Here is a 20,164-nt window from a genome sequence, read left to right on the forward strand (position 1 = left end):
TCATGCACGGTCTGAACCGCCTCGCGCGCCGCTTCATCCTCATGCTGGGGGGCGAAGTCACCCAGAGCGCTTTCCATTTCGGGATCAACATCGTCCTGGCGCGAAGCCTGAGCCCGCACGATTACGGGCGCTTCGCCATTCTCTTCCTCGTGGGTGGACTGGCGCTCACCTACATCCGGTCGCTGGCCGGCGTGCCGGCCACCATCGCGATTCCGCCGCGCGCCGGACGACGCGCGGCGCGCGGGTTCGACGTAACCTTCGGTACGGTGGCGGTCATCCTCTCCGCGACAATTGGGGCCGGGGTCTGCGCGGCGCTGATGGCCACTTCGGACATCAACGCCCTCGCGGGGAGCCTTTTCGTCGGCCTGTGGTCGCTGCGCAGCTATCTTCGCCTCGCGCTCTTCGCCAAGCACCGGCCGGCGATCTCGGGACTGGGAGACGTGGTCTTCGCCCTCTCGGGCACCGCCTTCACCGCGGCGATGATCCATTTCCAGGGCGCGCCCGGTCTCGACGAGACCCTGTTCGCCCTGGCCTGCGCCAACGGCCTCGGCATCGTCGCATCGCTCGCCCTGCTGCGGGAACCGATCCGCCTTAGCCTCGGCCGCTCGGTGCGCCGCCGCTACGGGGCGATGATACCGACCCTGTCGTGGTCGCTGGTCAACGTCACCACCGCCAACGTCCAGGGCCAGGGACAGAGCCTTCTCGTGGCCGCCATGGCGGGGCCGGCCGCCTATGCGCCGATGGCCGCCACCTTCGTGCTGTTCTCACCCCTGCGGCTCTCGGCATCCGCCCTCATCAACATGGTCCAGCCCGAGGTGGCGGGCCATCTCGCCCGGGGCGACTTCGCCCTCGCCCGCCGCTTCGCCTTGATCTGCTCCGGCCTCCTGGGGCTCGGCTGCATCGCCTACGGCGTGATCATCCTCTGGGCGCTCGAACTCATCGAGCACAAGCTGTTTGCCGGCCAGTTCACGGGGGCGCCGATGACGTTGATCGCGGTGGCGGCCTGGGCCATCGTCACGGTCTCGCTCATCCACGCGCCGATGCGCGTGCTGATGGAAACGATGCAGGAATTCCGTCCCCTGGCGGTCATCGCGGGCGTGAGCGTGGGAATCGGCGCCGTCGCCGTGATCGGCCTGCTACTGGTGGCTCAGCCGGCCTGGTCGCTCTTCGGCGTCCTGGGTTCGGAAGTCGTGGTCCTCGCGGGCTGCCTGTGGATGCTCAAGCCCTGGCGCTCAGCCCGTCACCCGATGCGGCCCGGACTCAGCAGCGATCTCGAAGCGAGGCCCGGGCGATGACCCTCCACTCCCTCGGCGAGGCCCCTCGCGCCGTCCATCGCGGCCCGTCCGCCGCCCAGGCGGGAGCGTTCCGCCATACCACGATAGCCAGGACATCCCAGTCATGAGCGTGATCCCGGAACGTCCCGCACCGATGCTCCCCGCCTCCCCCCGCCGCTACGGCGCCCGCCTCCACACGACGATGGCGACGGTCACCCATCTCTGGAGCAGGCTCGAATCCGATGGCACCGCCACGGCCTATCAGCGCCTCGACTGGGCGACGGCCGTCGTCGAGCGCCTGGGCACCGCCTCCAAGGCCGAGCCGGTCATCGTCGAGGTGACCGACGCCAACGGACGTCCGGTCATGCTGGTGCCCCTGGCACGTCTGCGCCATCGCGGCTACCGGACGATCACTTGGCTCGATCTCGGCGTCTGCGACTATGCGGCACCGATCCTCGCCCCCGGCATCGACCTCTCCGCCGACGAGATGGCCCAGGCCTGGAGGGCGATCCGCGACGTGCTCCCCCGGGCCGACCTGATCCAGATCAGCCGCATCCCCGACGACGTGACCGGCCGGCCGAATCCCTTCGCCACCCTGCCCGGCTGCAGCCGGATGGACATGCAGGCCTCGGGCGTCGCCATCGAGGGCGACGCCGAGACGCTGCTCGCGCGCCTGTGCCGTCCCAGCACCCTGAAGGACATGGCCAAGCTGCGCCGGCGAATGGAGCGGGCGGGCACCGTCACCTTCGTGGAGGCGCGAAGCGCCGAGGAGATCGACCGGATCTTCGATGCGCTGGTGGAGCAGCGCCGCTCGCGCTTCGCCGAGATCGGCCGGTTCAACCTGCTCTCGCGGCCCGATGTGGAGGCGTTCTACCGTGAGGGCGCCCATCGGGGCCTCGTCGGCGGACCGGTCCGCCTGTTCGGACTGGCGGTCGATGGGGAATGGATCGCCTGCGCCTACGGCCTCGTCCATGGCGGGACCTTCCATGGCATCCTGCTGACCATGGCGGGAGAGGCCTGGCGCAACACCTCGCCGGGCCTCCACATCGTCGCCGAAACCCTGCGCTGGGCCCGCGCCGAGGGACTCGGCTATTTCGATTTCACCGTCGGCGTGATGCCCTACAAATCCGATTTCGGCGTCCAGACCCGTGACCTGAGCGAGCTCTACGAGGTCGTGACCCTGCGCGGCCGCCTAGTGAAGCACGCGATCGCCGGAGCCGAGGCCTCGAAGGTCTGGCTGCGCAGCCATCCGGAATGGTTCGCCCGCGCGCAGAAGGCGCGCCGGTGGCTGCGGCGCAAGGTGGCCTGAAACTGCCGCTCCAAGCGCCGGTTGGCCTCCCCGTCCGATGATGCTAGGGAAACGCTTGGTGAGTCTCCGTAGCTCAGCTGGACAGAGCACAGGTTTCCTAAACTTCAATTGGGCGTCGCGAGGGGAAACCACGCGGCGGATCCGCTCAAATTCGGGGAACGCCCACGGCCCGCACGCTTGCTGGTCCGGCCGATCCCGAGCCAAGCCCCGGAGCCATTCGGGGAAGGTGTAGAGACTAGACGGGCGGCGCCTAAAGATCGCGAAGGGTCATTCCCGACCGATCCATGGCGAAGGGATAGTCCAGACCACGAACGCTCCGGCACGGGGCGGCGGCGGAAGCCGAAGTGGGATGAAACCTGGGGTCGCAGGTTCGAGACCTGCCGGGGACGCCACCATCACCCCATCCTCGACCGATCGTCCTCATCGCCGGCCGAATGCCGGGCAAGGGCGTGGAATTGTGCGGCCGTGCCGTCTTTTTCGGGTTGGGTTGAACAAGGGAACGTGGAAGAAACAGCGACCATAAGAAGCATGAGCGTCGAGGATCTGCCCGAGGGCAAGGTGCGCGGCAAAGCTCATGAGACTGGACGGGATCTGACATGGCTGGGCAAAAGACCGATGCACGCGATGTCCATGTCGGCATGCGCATCGCGGAGCAAAGGAAGAAATCGGCCCTGACCCAGAAACGTGTCGCCCAGAGCTTCGGCATGTCTGCGGCACAACTCCAGAAGTACGAGAAGGGGATCAACCGCATCAGCGCGATCCATCTCGAGATTCTAAGCCGCATGACCGGCATGCCGATCGATTACTTCTTCGATGGCATGAACCGTAGCGACGACGCCCCGCCCCGTGGGCTGAGCGAGGCACCCCAGCAGGCCTTCGTACCCCGGGATGGAGCGCAGGCCGCGTGGAGCGGTCTCGTCGATGTCGTCGCCAAGCACGTGACGGAGCATTTCTCGGACGCCAACCGCCGCGAATTCGCCGCCGCCATCCATGCCCTCGACGAGAAGCTGAACGGCTGATCTACAGTATGATTCGTTCGTTTTAGCGGATACGTTCGGTTTGTCATCTTGACCGCCTGAGGAGGGAGTGCCAGAAGCTCTCCGTTCCGAAGACCGGGTCGAACGCTGCCGAGGCGAACCCGAAACCGGGGGGCCTCAGATGCCGCGTTCCAACTACCTGTTCACCAGCGAGTCGGTCTCCGAAGGCCATCCGGACAAGGTCTGCGACCGGATCTCGGACACCATCGTGGATGCCTATATTTCTGCGATGCCGGAAGCTCGCCTCGGGGTCGAGACCCTGGCCACCACCAACCGCATCGTCATCGCGGGCGAGGTGCGCGGCCCGGATTCCGTGACCTTCGAGCACCTGGAGCACCTCACCCGTGAAGCGGTGAAGGACATCGGCTACGAGCAGTCGGGCTTCCACTGGAAGAACAACGACATCGCCATCCACCTCCACGCCCAGTCCGCCGATATCGCGCAGGGCGTGGATTCGTCCGGCAACAAGGACGAGGGTGCCGGCGACCAGGGCATCATGTTCGGCTACGCCTCGGACGAGACGCCCGAGCTGATGCCGGCGCCGATCTACTACGCCCACAAGATCCTCAAGGATCTGGCCGACGCCCGCAAGGGCAAGCAGGGCGATGCGGCCAAGCTCGGCCCCGATGCCAAGAGCCAGGTCACCGTCCGCTACGAGAACGGCCGTCCGGTCGGCGTCACCCAGATCGTGCTATCCACCCAGCACATCGACGAAACCCTCGATTCCGCCGACGTGCGCGCCATCGTCGAGCCCTACATCCTGGCGGCCCTGCCCCAGGGCTGGGTCGGCGAGGAGACCGTCTGGCACGTCAATCCCACCGGCAAGTTCGTCATCGGCGGCCCGGACGGGGATGCCGGCCTCACCGGCCGCAAGATCATCGTCGACACTTATGGCGGCGCGGCACCGCATGGCGGCGGCGCCTTCTCGGGCAAGGATCCGACCAAGGTCGACCGTTCGGCAGCCTACGCCGCGCGCTACCTCGCCAAGAACGTGGTTGCCGCCGGCCTCGCCACCCGCGCCACGATCCAGCTCGCCTACGCCATTGGCGTCGCCAAGCCGCTCTCGATCTACGTGGACCTGCACGGCACCGGGACCGTCGACGAGGCCAAGCTCGAGACCGTGCTGATGGATGCCCTCGACCTCTCTCCCCGCGGCATCCGCCTCGCCCTCGGCCTCAACAAGCCGATCTACGCCCGCACCTCCGCCTACGGCCATTTCGGCCGCAAGCCCGAGGATGACGGCGGCTTCTCGTGGGAGCGCACCGACCTCGCCGACAAGCTCAAGTCGGCCCTGTCCTGACCCGTGGCGTACGGGCGGGATGAACTCCCGCCCGACGAGGGCGGGACGGCAATCGAGGGCGCGGACCGCGCCTTCTACGGCCGGCGCAAGGGCAAGCGCCTTCGGGCCGGACAGGAGCAACGTCTGGCCGATCTGCTGCCGCGCCTGCGCGTCTCACTGCCGGCGGAAGGTGCGCGGCTCGACCTGCCCGCGCTTTTCCCCCATCCGGTGGACGAGGTCTGGCTCGAGATCGGGTTCGGCGGCGGCGAGCATCTGGCCGCCCAGGCTACGCGCCACCCGCAGGTCGGCATCATCGGCGCCGAGCCTTTCGTCAACGGCGTCGTCAAGCTGCTGCGGGCCGTTGATGACGGCGACCTCGCCAATGTCCGGATCTGGGACGAGGACGCCACGCAACTCCTCGCCGCCATTCCGGATGCGAGCCTCGCCCGCGTCTACCTGCTCTATCCCGATCCCTGGCCCAAGCGCCGCCAGCGCAAGCGGCGGTTCGTCTCGGACGAGACACTGGCCGAGATCGCCCGGGTCCTGAAGCCCGGCGGCGTCTTCCGCTTTGCCAGCGACATCGACGATTATGCGGGCTGGACCCTGGTGCGGGCGGCCCGGTGCGACGCCCTCGACTGGACCGCCGAAGCGGCGGCCGATTGGACGCGACCCTTCCCGGAATGGCCGGGCACCCGCTACGAGGCCAAGGCGATCGCGGCTGGCCGTGGCCCAACCTACCTGGAGTTCCGCCGCCTCGGCTGAGCGGGTGCGGTCCAGCACTGCTTTTTCGTCGTAAGCCCTTGCGGCGCAGAGCGTTGCGACCTCAGATGCCGAGGCAACGAGCATCCGGGGTTACCGGATCGAGCGATGATGCCCCATACGAGTCCGGGGCGCCGCCGAGTGAGGGTGCGGAGTGGGCAGCGGATCTGATCGAGGATCGCCAGTGCCAGGGGATGCGCGCTCCCCGGCCGACCCCTATCGGCGCGGCTTCGAGGAGGCCGGGATCGGCCTGGTGATCGTCGATCCCGCCACGAATCGCATCTACGATGCCAACCGGTTCCTGACGACCCTGCTCGGATACGAAGCCGGAAGCCTACCGGGCCAACCCGTCACCGTGTTCGGAGACGATCCCGACTTGCTCTTCGCCGGCATCCGGCGCTGGACCACCACGAGCGGCACGCCCCTGGACGTCCGCATCCGACCTTCGGCGGCCACGGATGAGGGCCACCTTCGAACCTTCGTAGTGGAACGGGTCGACGCCGACGACATCGTGCGCTCGGAGGAGAACCGCGCCGCCCTCACCGCCGCCGGGCTCGGAGAATGGCGGATCGATCTCGCGGACGGGCTCCTCAGAGTGTCGCGGCGGGCGGCCCATATCCTCGGCTTCCCTCCCGGTACGTCACTGACCTGGCCGCAGGTCGCTGGCCTGATGGAGGCACCCGAGGTGGAGAGGGTGAAGGCGACCGCCCGTGCGGCGATGCGCGCCGGCACCCCCTTCGCCATCGAGGCCCGCCTGCGTCGCGCGGGCGACGATATCGAGATCCGGGTCAGTGCCAGGGGGCAGGCGATCGGTGCCATGGGCGACCGGTCCGGAATCGTGGTGGGCGTGCTGCAGGACGTGACGACGCGGGTGGGCGCGCGCGACGCCCTCCGCGAGAGCGAGGAGCGCCTGCGCATCGCCACGTCGCTGGCCGAACTCGGCATCTTCGAATGGCACATGCTGGACGATCAGGCCGTCTGGGAGAACGAGCGCATGTTCGCGATCTTCGGGCGTCGCCCCGAGGAGGGGGCACTCGGCAAGCGCGAATTCCTGAGTACCGTCCTCCATCCCGACGACCGCCCCGCATTCCGCCGGGCGATCTCGACGGCTCTGCGCGAGGATTCCACCCTTCAGGCCAGCGGCCGCATCCAACGCGCGCATGACGGCGCGTGGCGCATCATCGACATGGCCGGGCGTTTCGAGAGCGACGCCCCCGACCGCCTCCCCCGCAGGCTCATCGGCGTCGTCGCCGACGTGACCGAACGCAGGATCGCCGAAGAGCGGCAGGCCCTGCTGATCCGCGAATTGCACCACCGGGTGAAGAACACTCTGGCGACCGTCCAGGCCATCGTCGGCTCCACCGCCCGCACGGCGTCGAGCATCGAGAGTTTCTACGAGGCTTTCGTCGGGCGGATCATGTCGCTCGCCCATACCCATTCGGTCCTCACCGAGGATACCTGGCAGACCGCCTCCCTGCGCAACCTCCTGGAGAACGAGCTCAGACCCTATGGCGACGGTGCCTCGGACGGTCCGGGCGCGAGGCGGATCGTCCTCGACGGGCCACCGGTGGACCTCGCCTCCGAGATCGCGGTCCCGATCGGCATGGCGATCCACGAACTGACCACCAACGCGGCGAAACACGGCGCGCTCTCGACGCAGGAGGGACGGGTCACCATTACCTGGAACGTCACGGAGGATGCGGGCGGCAAGACGCTGCATCTCGAATGGTCGGAATCCGATGGGCCCCCGGTGCGACCGCCGACCCGCCAGGGTTTCGGCTCACGCCTGCTGCAGCGCGTGCTCACGGCCCAGGTCCGTGCCGACATCGCCACGAGCTATCCGCCCGAAGGGTTTCGCCTGACCATGACGGCGCCGCTGCCCGCCCGGACCGAGGGGCTGAACCCGCTGGCCTGACGGAGCGTCACGCCGCGCCGCGGGCGGCCCCCTCTTCGCCGCCCGCCTCGACGAAGGCCTTGAGCTCGTCGAGGGAATCGAAGGTGAACTGGCCGCGCGGCGTATCCGCCTCAATGGAGCCGTTCGAGTACATCACGTACGTGTTGCCACCGGAGGCGTAAGTGCCCACCACCGCAAGACCGCTCTTGGCGGGGCTCGCGGCCGGATCGGCTTCCTCGGGCGGCGGCGGCGGGGCGGGCACGTGCTCCGGCGTAGGCTCCGGCTCATCCACGACGGACGATCGCAGGCCCAGGGGCTCCTCCCGATCGGCCTCGCGAGGCGGCGATGGAGGCACCGCGACTGGCGCCGGGGGGGCGTCCGCGACAATGGGCGCGGGCTCCGGTGCCGGAATGACCGTATCGACCATGGCCGTCGGCTTGACCGCCCGCGGCGGCTTGTTCGGCTTGATCCGGCGCGCCGGTGCCGCCTCGGGATCGGGCTCGAGCGCGCGGATCGGGCTCTGCCGGGCGTCCTCGACGGGGGGCGGCGGCGGATCGGGCAGGAGATCCGGCAGGAGGGGCGATGCCGGGTCGCTGCCGAGGGGCAATGCGGGCGCGGCCTCGTCGGCGAAACGGGGCGGCGACGGGAGCCTCGGCTCGGCGAGCCCCACCGCGCTCGGGCGCTGCCGCCCGGGGGAGACCGCCTCCTCCGCCCCATCAGCCGCGCCGAGCTCCGGCGGCTCGATCCGGCCCCGTGCCTCGAACACCGCAGGATCGACGCCGAGCCCGGCCCCCTGCTCCAAAAGGACCCGCTCCAGGCGCTTCAGGTAGGTGGCGACCACGGCGAGGCCGAGGAGGAGCGCGCCGGACGAGGCCGTGGCCGCCCCCGCGATGGTCATCGTCCATCCGCTTTCCAGCCTGACATAGGGGAAGCCCTGGACGACGGAGGCAATGCCGCCGACGATCATGACGACGGCGAGCGCGAACAGCGCGAGGATCATGGAACTCTCTAGATGACGCCTGCACGTAGGAAGTGCGGCGCGCACAGTAAGGCCCGGCCCGGGTTTTGCAAAATCGATCCGTGGAGAAATCCCCGTTCACCGTTCGATATCGGACGCCCGTTGCCCTTGGCGGAGGAGCGACTTAGGTACGAACGCGTTGGCCGGATGACGGCGCGACCCTCGCATCCCTCGGAGCGAGACCCGCCATCCTGTGCCACCAGACCCGGGAGACCTGCCGATGACCTTCACCCTGCCCGAACTGCCTTACGCCTACGACGCGCTCGGCCCCTACATGTCGAAGGAGACCCTCGAGTTCCACCACGACAAGCACCACAAGGCCTATGTCGATACCGGCAACAAGCTGCTCGAAGGCACGGGTCTCGAAGGCAAGACCGTCGAGGAGATCGTCACGGCGTCCTACGGTACCAACCAGCCGCTGTTCAACAATGCCGGCCAGCACTTCAACCACCTCCATTTCTGGAACTGGATGAAGCCCAATGGCGGCGGCGCGGCCCCGGCGGCCCTGGCCGCGAAGATCGACGAAGATCTCGGCGGCTTCGACAAGTTCAAGGCGGACTTCATCCAGGCTGGCGTCAGCCAGTTCGGCTCGGGCTGGGCGTGGCTCGCGGTCAAGGACGGCAAGCTCGCGATCCTGAAGACCCCCAACGGCGAGAACCCGCTGGTGCACGGCGCGAAGCCGATCCTCGGCGTCGACGTGTGGGAGCACTCCTACTACATCGACTACCGCAATCGCCGCCCCGACTACCTCAAGGCGTTCATCGAGAACCTGGTGAACTGGGAATACGTCGAGAAGCTCTACGGCGAAGCGTCCAAGTAAGCTTCACTCTCACGGTCGCGCCGCGGGTCTTCTGGCCCGCGGCGTTGTTGTGTGCGGGTCCTTGAGGTTACCGGGAAAACCGGCTCTTGATACGCCGAGCCGGCCGATGCCGGCCCCGACAGAGGCGGCCCGGCCATTTCCCATCCCGTTTCCAGCGTACACGAGTCCCTCCTCCCTCTGCGGGGGAGGGTGGCCCGCGAAGCGGGTCGGGAGAGGGGAGCGCCCTATCCGGAGAGGTCGCCCCCTCTCCCGCCTGCTCCGCAGGCACCCTCCCCCGCAGAGGGGGGAGGGTTTTCGCGTCACCCTTCCGAGCATTCATGATCCGCAGCATCCTCTCCGTCGGCGGCTGGACGCTGGTTTCCCGCGTCACCGGCTTTGCCCGCGACGTGGTGATGGCGGCCGTGCTCGGTGCCGGCCCGGTGGCCGATGCCTTCGTGGTTGCCTTCCGGCTGCCGAACCATTTCCGCGCAATCTTCGGCGAGGGGGCGTTCAACACCGCCTTCGTCCCGGCCTATGCCGGCCTCTCCGAGACCGGCGAGGACGGGGCGGCCAAGCGTTTCGCCACCCGCGTCTTCACCCTGATGCTGCTCACGCAGATCGTTCTCCTGGCCGTCGCCCTGCCGGCGATGCCCTGGGTGGTACGGGCCCTGGCACCGGGTTTCTCGGACGATCCCCTGCGCTTCGACCTCGCCGTCGCACTGACGCGGATCACCTTCCCCTACCTCCTCTTCATCACCCTGGTGACGCTGCTGTCGGGCATCCTCAATGCCCACCGGCGCTTCGCCGTGGCGGCGGGGGCGCCGGTCCTCCTGAACCTCTCGATGCTGGTGGCCCTGGCCCTGACGGGGTTCTTCCCGAACGCCGCCCATGCCGCAGCCTGGGGCGTATCCGTATCCGGCATTTTGCAGTTCGGGCTCGTCTGGCTCGCATGCCGGCGCGCCGGCATCGCGCCGGAGCTGGGGGCACCGACCTTGCGCGATCCAGCGATGATGCGGTTCTTCAAGGTGCTGGGTCCGGCGGTGATCGGCGCAGCCGGGTTTCAGATCGCCTCCTTCGCGGACACGATCATCGCGAGTTTCCTGCCCACCGGGGCGGTCTCGGCCCTCTACTACGCCGACCGGCTCTACCAGTTGCCCTTCGGCGTCATCGCCATCGCGGCGGGGACGGTGCTGCTTCCGGAGATGAGCCGGCGGATCGCCAAGGGCGATGTGCCGGGCGCACATGCGGCGCAGAACCGGGCGGCGGGCTTCTCCCTCGCCTTATCGGCCCCTTTCACTATCGCCTTCCTCACCCTGCCGGGCCTGATGATGACGGCCCTGTTCCAGCGCGGAGCGTTCAGCGCCGAGGATGCCGCGCGGGCGGCCTCCGTGCTCGCCGCCTACGGCCTCGCCCTGCCCGCTGTGGTGCTGGTGCGCAGCGCGGTGGCGAGCTTTTACGCGCGCCAGGACACGATGACGCCGCTCATCGCCTCGCTGGCCTCCATCGCCCTCAACGTCGCGCTCAAGATCGTGCTCACCGGCCCCTATGGGGTGACCGGATTGGCGCTCGCCACCGCCTTTAGCCAGTGGCTGAACCTCGCGCTCCTCGTGGGGCTCGCCTGGCGCCGGGGCTGGACGGCGCCGAGCCGGGGCCTCGGCATCACTGTCATCGGCGTGGTCGTCGCCTGCGCCGCCCTCGCCGCCACGGCGATCTACGGCCTTCCGATCGCGGAACGGTCGGTGCCGGCCCTGCCGCATTTCCGCGAGATCGTGGTGCTCGGGCTTCTCGGGCTCGTCGGCGCCCTCATCTACGCCGCCCTGCTGCTGGGGACCCTGCGGGCCTTCGGCCTGCGCCTGCGCCGGGCCTGATCCTCTCGCATCAGCAGCCCTGGCAGATCCCGTTCAGGACGCGGTCCAACTGCTTTTGGCGGTCGGTCCGTTCACTGGGATCGACGATGGGGGCGCCGGCCGCACCCGGCGGTACAGTCTGGCCCGTGGTCGACGTATGAGGCGCCGTGACGGTGGTTTCAGGACCGCCCCCCGTTCCGGTGACGGCGGCCCAAGCCTCGGGCTGGGCCATGAGGAACGACAGACCGAGAATGGCGGCGAGCACGCGACGGTGACGTCCCGGTCGCGCCGAACCCTTGTATCGTCCCTGCATCATCCTCTCCGCATCGTAGCGCCGACGCTCCCGCACGGCCCGTGATTTCGGCTGGCGGGCCGTCCCAGCATCGAACCCGAAACCGGCGTTAAGTGGCGGGAGTTCCAGAATTAAATTGCCGACGATGCGGGGATTAATGCCGTCCGCCCGGCTGACAAGGCCGATCAGATCGGGCGAGCGCCTGCGGCCGCGGCAGTGTCACCGCCCTGCCCGTCCCCGCATCGAGGCCGGTTGGCCGGGCAGGCTCAGCCTGAACCCCGTATCGTGAACCGCGTCTCCCTCGATGCGGTAGACGCCGATGGTTCGGTCCACGTAATTGCCGATATAGACATGCGCGCCCGAGGGACTGAAGGCGATGCCCTGCGTCACCGCTCCCGCCTCGGCCTCTCCCGTGCGACGGACGGTCCCCGACGGATCGATGGTGAGCAGCGCCACGGCTCCGGTCGGGGTGTAGCCGGGGGCGTTCGCCGGAGCGCTCGATCCGCGCACCACGGCCACCGCCGCGTGCCGGCCATCGGGCGAGATCGCCAGGGTTTCGGGCGTATCGCCGATGCCGAGATGATCGATCACCACCGGGCGCGGCGCATCGGCCTGGATCACGCTGACGCTGTCGGCATGGCCGTCGCTGGGCTCGGGGCCGGTGTTGGCGGCGAGCGCCAAACGCCCGTCGGGCGTGACCTCCAGGCCATAGATGCCGGGGCCGACGGGAAGGTCGAGGGCGGGATCGTAGGTGGCTTTGGCGCCGTCGAGGGCGAGGACCCCCACCTTGGCGGCCTTGTTCTTGGCCACGAACGCGCGGCGCCCGTCCGGGGCGATGGCCAAAGCCGCCGCCTCGTCGCCGACATCCACGGTGGACACGGCGCGCACGCTCGTCCCCGCGATCGACAGGATCGTGACGCTGCGGCCCTCGCGGTTGGCCACGAGGGCGACATCGCCTGTCCGCGCGATGGCGAGGCCCGAGGGCTGGCGCCCGACGCGGATGGTCTCCACCAGACGCGGCGGGTCCACGAGGAGGTCGATCACGTGGAGCCGGTCGTCCGCCTGCGCGTACCAGGCCTCACCCTCCTGCCGCATGAGCACCGAACTGGCCACGAGGCCGAGCCGTCCGTCGGGGGTGATCTGCAGGTTGGTGGGAGGCCCATAGACGGAATTGTCGAGGGGCAGAACGTGAGCGAGGCGGGGGCGGGCTTCGTCGCTGACATCGACGATGGCCAGCGCATCCCGGCCATTGGGGCCGTTCCGGCCGCCCTCGGGTAGGAAGAAGGTTTTTCCGTCGAGCCCGACGAGAAGATAGGGCGGTGCGTCGGCGGCGCAGGCGGGCGCGAGGCCGAGCAGCCCCGCCAGAAGACCTACGAACAGGCGCATCGTTCTTCCTCCCGGCTGGCGGTCGCGCCGTGAAGCGGCGAGATCAGTCGCGGCCGAGCGCCCTGCGTATCAGCCGCTTGGCATCCTCGCTGCCCCAATCGGCCGGCCCCTTCATCACGCCGAGGATACAGCCCTTGGCGTCCACCAGCATCGTGGTGGGCAGGCCGAGCGAACCGGTCGCCTTCTGCATCGCCGGCAGCACCCGCCCGCCGGGATCGGCATAGTAAGCAAGGTTCCCGATCCCGTTCTCCTTCAGCCATTGCGGCGGCTTCTCGAGATTGCGCGTGTCCACATTGATCGCCGCGACGGTGAAGTCCGTCCCCCCCAGCGTCTGCTCGAGCCGGTCCAGGGCCGGCATCTCGGCCTTGCAGGGGGCGCACCAAGTCGCCCACAGGTTCACCAGCGTGAGACGGCCCTGCAATTGGGCGAGCGTCCGGTCGGTGCCGTCCGGCCCCTTGAACACGAGGTCCGGGGCGGGGCGGGGAACCTTGGCGACTTCCATGGCCGCCACCTCGCCACGGGCGTGGGGCGCGATGCGCGCGATCGTCTCGATTGCGCCACGGCACGGCTCGGCCACCGCCTCGCTGTTGCCGCCGGTCGGACGCGTCCCGTATACGGCGAGACCGCCCGCGATCAGGACGACGACGGCTCCCGCAGCCAGGGTCGCCTTGGCTCCGGGCATCATCGTTGCGTCGCCCGACGGGTGGATGGGGCGGCCGAGAGGAACAGTGTCGACATGAGCAACCGGATGTGGGGCGGGCGCTTCGCGAGCGGCCCCGCCGAAATCATGGAGGAGATCAACGCCTCCATCGGATTCGACAAGCGCCTCGCACCCCAGGACATCCGCGGCTCGCTGGCGCATGTGGCGATGCTGGGCAAGGCGGGCATCCTGCCTGTCGCCGATGTGGCAGCGATCGAGGACGGTCTCAAGGCCGTGCGCGCGGAAATCGAGGGCGGCGGCTTCGTGTTCAAGCGCGAGCTCGAGGACATCCACATGTCCGTCGAGAGCCGCCTCACCGAGATCGTCGGCCCCGCCGCCGGGCGCCTGCACACGGCCCGCTCGCGCAACGATCAGGTCGCCACCGACATGAAGCTCTGGGTGCGCGACACCCTGGACAGCCTGGACGAGCAGGCCGCCGGCCTGCAGCGGGCCCTGGCCGAGAAGGCGCTGGCGCACGCCGCCACGGTGATGCCGGGCTTCACCCATCTGCAATCGGCCCAGCCCGTCACCTTCGGCCACCATTGCCTCGCCTATGTGGAGATGCTGGCCCGCGACCGTGGCCGCTTTCGCGATGCCCGTGCCCGCTTGAACGAGTGCCCCCTGGGAGCGGCGGCTTTGGCCGGCACCTCCTTCCCTATCGACAGGCATGCCACGGCGGCGGCGCTCGGGTTCGACCGGCCCACCGCCAACTCCCTCGATTCCGTAGCCGACCGCGACTTCGCCTTGGAATCGCTCTCCGCCGCCTCGATCTGCGCCGTGCACCTGTCGCGCTTCGCCGAGGAACTGGTGGTCTGGACCTCGGCCCAATTCAACTTCGTGAAACTGTCGGACGGCTATACCACCGGTTCGTCGATCATGCCGCAGAAGCGCAACCCGGATGCGGCCGAGCTCGTCCGCGCCAAGTCCGGCCGCGTCATCGGCGCGCTGACCGGCCTGCTCATCGTGATGAAGGGCCTGCCGCTGGCCTATTCCAAGGACATGCAGGAGGACAAGGAAGGCACGTTCGACGCGTTGCAGGCCCTCTCCCTGTGTCTGGCCGCCATGACCGGCATGGTCCGCGATCTGGAGCCCAACGTCGACGTGCTCGCCCGCGCCGCCGGCTCCGGCTACGCCACCGCCACGGACCTCGCCGATTGGCTGGTGCGCGAGCTCGGCCTGCCCTTCCGCGAGGCGCACCACGTCACCGGCCGCCTCGTCGGCGCCGCCTCCGCCAAGGGGATCGGGCTGGAGGAACTGTCGCTCTCCGAGATGCGGGAGGCGGAGCCCAGGATCACCGATGCGGTCTATGCGGTGCTGGGCGTGGAGAATTCCGTTTCGAGCCGCACCAGCTACGGCGGCACCGCGCCGGACAACGTGAGGGCGCAGGCCACGCGCTGGCTGGCGCTGCTCGACGCGCCATCCGGAGCGGCGTGATTCACAGGGCGACAAAAAAGCTCGGCCGGAGCGGATGCGTTCACGGTCGAGCTATGTGATCCTGCCTAAAGCTCGGACCAAGCACGCCGGAGATGTCGATGCCCGTCGAGAGTTGGATGAACACCGAAGACACCGCCGCCCTCGCGGCGGAAGCCACCACGTTGATCGATGCCGTTCTGGCCCATCTGCCTGAGGCGGACCGCGCGGCCTTCTGGGCATCGATCCGCAAATGCTACAATACGCCCTACAACGACCCGAAGCCCCGCGCCCTGCCCGTCCGAGACGTGATGGAAGCGACAGCCACCGCACCGCATGTGGCGGCCTCCATCGCCGATCTGTCGACGGTCGGCGTGGCGGTCGCCGAGCCGCCGAAAGTGGGGGTGGCGATGGGTGCCATCCTCGCCGGATCGACCTTCGGACCGGAGGCACACCCGGCCTGAACCGTCCGGGCCTGCGGGGCTCATGCGCGCGGCCCCGATGCTCGATCCGGTCCGGCGGGATGCTGTCCCGCCGCAATTCCGGACAATTTGGCAGCATGTGTCGACACCACGACGAACGCCGCCGAGCCGCCGCTGACGACGCAGGTCCACCGCGCGCGCTGCCGGCGGCCTTTCTTTCGTATTCGAGAACCTGAACACGATGCCGCATCCTCTCCGCCGCCTTCTCGTCGTCAGCGCCACGGCGGCTGTCCTGCCGATCCTCGGTCCGGCCCATCTCACCGGCCTCTCGCCGGCCATGGCGCAACAGGAGGCCGCCGCCGAGACCGAGGCTCCGGCGAAATCCCGGGGACGCGGGCGGGAGAGGAAGAAGGCGGTCAGCGCGCCGGGCATGCAGCAGGCGACGCCGGTGGCGATCTTCGGGGACTGGAACGTCTTCGCCAACGGCCAGGGCAAGTCGCGCACCTGCTACGCCATCGCCCAGCCCCAGGCCCGCTCGCCGAAGACCCTCAAGCGTGACACCGCCTACCTGTTCGTGACCATCCGCAAGAGCGACAACGTCCAGAACGAGGTCGCGGTGATGTTCGGCTTCCCGCCCAAGCCCGCCGCCAGCCAGGCAAAGGCCAACGCCACCGCCGCCTCCGATCCGACCCTGAGCCTCGGCACCTCGCAATACGGCCTGGTGGTGAAGGACGAGAACGCCTGGCTGCAGAACCCGTCCGAGGAAGCCCGCCTCGTCGGCGAGATGGCCAAACTAGCGAAGGTCCAGGTCAAGACGGTGTCCATGCGCGGCACCTCCACCAGCGACGAGTACGCGCTGGCGGGCTTCGGTGACGCGATGAAGCGCGCCCGCGAGGAGTGCAAGTAAGGGCACTTTCCGCGAAACGAGCGCCCGCCTTTACGGGAGGCCGGCGCGGCGGCGTCAGGCGCCGCCCAGCGCCGCCCGCGTGAGCGCGTCGGCCCCGATATCCTCGGTGCCGTTCATGCCCAAAGTCTCGATCAGTCGACCACGGGCGCGGCTGACGCGGCTCTTCATCGTCCCCACGGCGACGCCGCAGATCTCGGCGGCCTCCTCGTAGGTGAAGCTCTGCGCGCCCACGAGGACGAGGGCCTCGCGCTGGCTGAGGGGCAGCAGGTCGAGGGCGGCCTGGAACTCCCGCATCTCGACCCGGATCTCCTGCTCGGGCAGGCTGGTCAACCGGGCGGCATGGGCACCGTCGGCATCCTCGACCTCGCGCTTGCGCTTGCGCTGCTCGGAATAGAACAGGTTGCGCAGGATGGTGAACAGCCACGCCGTCAGGTTCGTGCCGCGAGCGAAGCTGTCCGCCTTGGTCCAGGCACGCACCAGGGTGTCCTGAACCAGGTCGTCGCTGCGGTCGAGATCGTAGGTCAGCGAATAGGCGAAGGCCCTGAGGGCCGGGATCGCGCCGAGCAGGAGATCGCGCATCTCGGAATCGGCGCCGGCGGGCGTTCCGACGGGATGAAGGAGGCTGGTCATCATGAGGTCTCCCGCGAAGCAGGCTTGGCCGAGAGTTCGGTGAGGAGGGCCTCGAACCGGTCGGGCAGCGGCAGATTCAGGACGTCGCCGTAGAGGATACGGAGGTTTCGGCCGATCCGGCGCCGGGTCTCCGTGTTCATGCCGGCTCGCGCCCCGGCCACGGCGGGGCAGGCCAAGTCTCCCGTTTCGGGAGACGGGGCTTCGCCGCCGGCGGCGTGGGAACCGGAGGCCCGCTTCCCCGCGTCCTGCACCTCGAAAGGGCTGTGGATATCGCTGGCGTCGATCGTCATGGTTCTCCACCGTTATGTCGGTGTCGGTCCTAGTGACGAGCGCTTTAACGCGTTCTGAAAAATGTATTCAGAAACCTTTAAGCTTGTAAAAGCAGCGTCTCTCGCGTGATTCGATGTGTCGAAAGAGATTTCGTACGGAAACACAGTCAGGACAAGCTGAGCCGTAGATCCACACTACATTTGCAAATCTGGATGGATGCTGAACGAGAACAGTGCCCCGCGCGGGGATTACGAAGGCCGGCCCGACCGATTTGCGAATCCTGACGGTTTAAGACCCTCGAAACAGCGTAAGGGGGCATCGATCGCGCCGCCTGAAATCGAGCGGAAATATGAATTTGCGACCTCGGATGTCCCTTCGGTATCGCACGGTTGTGCACCGCACGGGGCTGCCCGTGCGGCGCGGAACCGCCATCCCACGGGATCATTGGCCCTGCTGATACAGGAGGTCCGATGCCGATCATCCAATCGCTTGCAGGCGATGCGATCCGCTGGCTCACGTGGCTACCCTGGTGGGCGCAGACCCTCGCTCTCGTCGCCGGATGCTGTGCCGTGGTCCTCCCGCTGCATGGCGTCGTGTTCCGCGCCATGCAGCGGGCAGTGGCGGATCGGAGCCTGTTCTGGCGCTCCCTGGTCTCGCGGACGCATGGGCCGAGCCGTCTCGCGCTGCTGATCGTTTCCGTCACGGCGGCTTCGTCTGCCGCACCCCTCTCATGGGAAGTGCGGATCGTCCTCAACCAGATCCTCGTCGTCGCGCTCGTGGCGCTGGCCGGCTGGTGCTGCGCCACCGCGCTGCATATCGCGACGGTGATCTACCTGCGCCGGTTCAAGCTCGACGCGGAGGACAACCTTCTCGCGCGCAAGCACTTCACCCAGATGCGCATCCTGGAGCGCGCCGGCGTGACGCTCGTCGCGCTGCTGACCATCTCGATCGCGCTGATGACCTTCGAACCGGTCCGGCAATACGGCGTCAGCCTGCTCGCCTCGGCCGGGGCGGCGGGACTTATCCTGGGCCTGGCGATGCAGCCCGTCCTCTCGAACCTCGTGGCAGGCATCCAGATCGCGATCACGCAGCCGATCCGGATCGAGGACGCGGTGATCGTGGAGAACGAGTGGGGCTGGGTCGAGGAGATCAACTCCACCTATGTGGTCATCCGCCTCTGGGACTGGCGCCGCCTCGTCCTGCCGCTGACCTACTTCATCCAGAAGCCGTTCCAGAACTGGACCCGCGAGGGCGCCTCGCTCATCGGCAGCGTCTTCCTCTATGTCGACCACCGCGCACCGGTGGAGGCGATGCGGGCGAAGCTTTCGGAGATCGCGGCGCAGTCGCGTCTTTGGGACCGCAACGTGGTCAATCTCCAGGTGTCCGACGCCAAGGAGAGCGTCATCGAGATCAGGATGCTGGTGAGCGCCCGCAACGCGCCGCAGGCCTGGGACCTGCGCTGCGAGGTGCGCGAGAAGATGATCTTCTTCCTGCAGATGGAATATCCGGGTGCCCTGCCGCGCCAGCGGGCGGAATGGATGCAGGCGGAGGCCGCCCCCCTCGACCGGCAGGAACCGGAGAGGCCACGCCGCGCGGCTTGAGCAGGTTTCGCAAAAGCGGCCACCGGTTTTGCGGCCCAAAACCTGCGATCACGCCTAGACAACCGCCGGGGAATTTCACCCGATCCCCGGTGGTATGGCTCGCCGAGGCCGTCGGTCTGCCCCATAAGGCGAGCGGAAGACCCGAGCCACGAGGACGAACCTTGACCGTCACCCAGCTGACCCACCACGACCTCGACGGCTACGGAGCCTCGACCATCGTCGGTGCCTTCCTCGACGTGTCGCGGATCGTCCATATCCCGCGCTATGCCGATGTCGGCCCCGTGGTCGACGCGGAATTGAAGCGGCTCTCCCGCGCCCAGGCGCCCGAATGCCTGATCATGACGGATCTCGGCCTGGAGGCCGTGGCCGTCACCTTCATCACCCGGTTCACTTCCATGAACCTGCGTCGCGACGAGGCCGCCCGACATCGGCTGATCGTGCTCGACCACCATGCCTCCTCCCTCGACCAGTTGCGCGAGCAGGGCCTCACCCTCGCGCCCGTGCCGGAGAGACCAGGCCTCACCAAGGTCGAACTCGCCGACCCGAACGTGATCGTCCTCATCGACGAGGACCGCTGCGCCACCCGCCTCGCCTACGAACATCGGGAGCTCTACGCCTCACGCGAGGTCGAGGCCGGGACGACCGAGGAACTCGAGACGCTTGTCGCCGCCGTCGACGCCCTCGACCTATGGAAGAAGGAGCGCCCGACCTTCCGGGGCGGCCTCGCCCTGGACGAGATCTTCTGGGACAACGTCGCGACCCTGATCCCGGTGGGTCATCCCTGGCATGACCGCTTCATCAGCGCGCTGCTGCGGGCGGTCTCCGCCCTGTTGCGCGAGGGGGCATCGCCGGCCCGCGTCGAGGCCGAGATCGCCGCGACCCGGCGTCGCCTCGTGGATGCGCTCCTGGCCGACGAGCCTCAGGACGACCCGACCCTCACTACCCGCATGCGCATGGCCCGGGCGCTCGCCCGGTCGGATGCCCTGTTCCAGCGGCTCTCGGATGGGACGCTGCTCTCCTTCGGCCTCGATTCCGGCATGTTCCAGCGCGTGTCCGACCTCGTGATGGAGGGCGGCAGGGCGACCCGCGTGGTCAATGTCCAGCGCACGGGGTCGCTTTCGTTCCGCTCGAACAACGAAACGGCGCTGGACGGCGCGCGCAAGTTCCGTGGCGGCGGCCACAAGGATGCGGCCGGCGGCAAGCTGAATGCCGGATCGGCCTTCTCCCTGGCCGATGCCGTCTCCCAGGTGGAGCCGGTGCTCAACCCGCCCCAGCCCGATCCGGCCTCCAGCCCCTTCGCGGCGCTCAAGGCCTGGAAGGGTTGAACCGG

At 68.5% G+C, this 20,164-nt stretch carries 19 protein-coding genes; 13 read left to right on the top strand and 6 right to left on the bottom strand.

What is annotated here, in order from left to right:
- Positions 1–2: 2 nt before the first annotated feature.
- From ASF26_RS01300 to ASF26_RS01325, 6 genes are all read left to right on the top strand, one after another.
- On the top strand, positions 3–1,295 hold the full coding sequence (locus ASF26_RS01300; protein WP_056248414.1) for a hypothetical protein: 1,293 nt from the start codon (positions 3–5) through the stop codon (positions 1,293–1,295).
- Positions 1,296–1,398: 103 nt separating this feature from the next.
- Complete coding sequence (locus ASF26_RS01305; RefSeq protein WP_056248419.1) at positions 1,399–2,583, top strand: GNAT family N-acetyltransferase; 1,185 nt, start codon at positions 1,399–1,401, stop codon at positions 2,581–2,583.
- A gap of 596 nt (positions 2,584–3,179) precedes the next feature.
- Entirely contained in the window at positions 3,180–3,602 is a 423-nt protein-coding gene (locus ASF26_RS01310) for a helix-turn-helix domain-containing protein (protein WP_056248423.1), read from the top strand.
- 139 nt (positions 3,603–3,741) lie between these two features.
- Positions 3,742–4,920: a methionine adenosyltransferase gene (metK, locus tag ASF26_RS01315; RefSeq protein WP_018041796.1), complete on the top strand. Its 1,179-nt coding sequence runs from the start codon at positions 3,742–3,744 to the stop codon at positions 4,918–4,920.
- Positions 4,921–4,923: 3 nt separating this feature from the next.
- Positions 4,924–5,661, top strand: a complete 738-nt coding sequence (trmB, locus tag ASF26_RS01320; protein ID WP_200925868.1) for a tRNA (guanosine(46)-N7)-methyltransferase TrmB — start codon at positions 4,924–4,926, stop codon at positions 5,659–5,661.
- Between the two features lie 151 nt (positions 5,662–5,812).
- The gene (locus tag ASF26_RS01325) at positions 5,813–7,573 is read left to right on the top strand and encodes an HWE histidine kinase domain-containing protein (protein ID WP_056248426.1); all 1,761 of its coding nucleotides are present in this window, start codon (positions 5,813–5,815) and stop codon (positions 7,571–7,573) included.
- 7 nt (positions 7,574–7,580) lie between these two features.
- On the opposite strand, the gene ASF26_RS01330 is transcribed toward ASF26_RS01325, so the two are convergent.
- On the bottom strand, positions 7,581–8,552 hold the full coding sequence (locus ASF26_RS01330) for a hypothetical protein (protein ID WP_056248430.1): 972 nt from the start codon (positions 8,550–8,552) through the stop codon (positions 7,581–7,583).
- A gap of 238 nt (positions 8,553–8,790) precedes the next feature.
- On the opposite strand from ASF26_RS01330, the gene ASF26_RS01335 reads away from it, so the two are divergent.
- Positions 8,791–9,390 carry a superoxide dismutase gene (locus tag ASF26_RS01335; protein ID WP_018041792.1) on the top strand — a complete coding sequence of 200 codons (600 nt, stop codon included), beginning with the start codon at positions 8,791–8,793 and terminating at the stop codon, positions 9,388–9,390.
- Positions 9,391–9,707: 317 nt separating this feature from the next.
- The gene (gene murJ / locus ASF26_RS01340) at positions 9,708–11,237 is read left to right on the top strand and encodes a murein biosynthesis integral membrane protein MurJ (RefSeq protein ID WP_056248433.1); all 1,530 of its coding nucleotides are present in this window, start codon (positions 9,708–9,710) and stop codon (positions 11,235–11,237) included.
- 10 nt (positions 11,238–11,247) lie between these two features.
- Here murJ and ASF26_RS01345 read toward each other — a convergent pair whose 3' ends face one another.
- From ASF26_RS01345 to ASF26_RS01355, 3 genes are all read right to left on the bottom strand, one after another.
- Positions 11,248–11,532, bottom strand: coding sequence for a hypothetical protein (locus ASF26_RS01345; RefSeq protein ID WP_348271065.1), 285 nt, complete (start codon positions 11,530–11,532; stop codon positions 11,248–11,250).
- Positions 11,533–11,727: 195 nt separating this feature from the next.
- Positions 11,728–12,894: a hypothetical protein gene (locus ASF26_RS01350; RefSeq protein WP_056248438.1), complete on the bottom strand. Its 1,167-nt coding sequence runs from the start codon at positions 12,892–12,894 to the stop codon at positions 11,728–11,730.
- A 43-nt stretch (positions 12,895–12,937) separates the two neighbouring features.
- Entirely contained in the window at positions 12,938–13,576 is a 639-nt protein-coding gene (locus ASF26_RS01355; protein ID WP_056248443.1) for a TlpA disulfide reductase family protein, read from the bottom strand.
- Between the two features lie 54 nt (positions 13,577–13,630).
- Here ASF26_RS01355 and argH point away from each other — a divergent pair, with 54 nt between their 5' ends.
- From argH to ASF26_RS01370, 3 genes are all read left to right on the top strand, one after another.
- Positions 13,631–15,028, top strand: coding sequence for an argininosuccinate lyase (gene argH / locus ASF26_RS01360; RefSeq protein ID WP_056248446.1), 1,398 nt, complete (start codon positions 13,631–13,633; stop codon positions 15,026–15,028).
- Between the two features lie 116 nt (positions 15,029–15,144).
- Positions 15,145–15,468 (top strand): hypothetical protein, encoded by a 324-nt coding sequence (locus ASF26_RS01365; RefSeq protein ID WP_056249718.1) that lies wholly within the window; start codon positions 15,145–15,147, stop codon positions 15,466–15,468.
- A gap of 199 nt (positions 15,469–15,667) precedes the next feature.
- A complete protein-coding gene (locus ASF26_RS01370; RefSeq protein WP_056248451.1) occupies positions 15,668–16,333 on the top strand; it encodes a hypothetical protein in 666 nt (221 codons plus the stop codon).
- Positions 16,334–16,387: 54 nt separating this feature from the next.
- On the opposite strand, the gene ASF26_RS01375 is transcribed toward ASF26_RS01370, so the two are convergent.
- A complete protein-coding gene (locus tag ASF26_RS01375) occupies positions 16,388–16,963 on the bottom strand; it encodes a sigma-70 family RNA polymerase sigma factor (RefSeq protein ID WP_056249723.1) in 576 nt (191 codons plus the stop codon).
- Positions 16,963–17,253: a NepR family anti-sigma factor gene (locus ASF26_RS01380; protein WP_056248455.1), complete on the bottom strand. Its 291-nt coding sequence runs from the start codon at positions 17,251–17,253 to the stop codon at positions 16,963–16,965. Before ASF26_RS01380 ends, ASF26_RS01375 begins: the two co-directional genes overlap by 1 nt.
- 450 nt (positions 17,254–17,703) lie before the next feature.
- Here ASF26_RS01380 and ASF26_RS01385 point away from each other — a divergent pair, with 450 nt between their 5' ends.
- Together ASF26_RS01385 and ASF26_RS01390 are read left to right on the top strand one after the other, a co-directional pair.
- Positions 17,704–18,834, top strand: a complete 1,131-nt coding sequence (locus ASF26_RS01385; RefSeq protein WP_056248458.1) for a mechanosensitive ion channel domain-containing protein — start codon at positions 17,704–17,706, stop codon at positions 18,832–18,834.
- 161 nt (positions 18,835–18,995) lie between these two features.
- Positions 18,996–20,159, top strand: coding sequence for a dimethylmenaquinone methyltransferase (locus ASF26_RS01390; protein ID WP_056248462.1), 1,164 nt, complete (start codon positions 18,996–18,998; stop codon positions 20,157–20,159).
- The last annotated feature ends 5 nt before the right edge of the window (positions 20,160–20,164 follow it).

This window comes from Methylobacterium sp. Leaf93 (assembly GCF_001422345.1).
GTDB lineage: Bacteria > Pseudomonadota > Alphaproteobacteria > Rhizobiales > Beijerinckiaceae > Methylobacterium > Methylobacterium bullatum.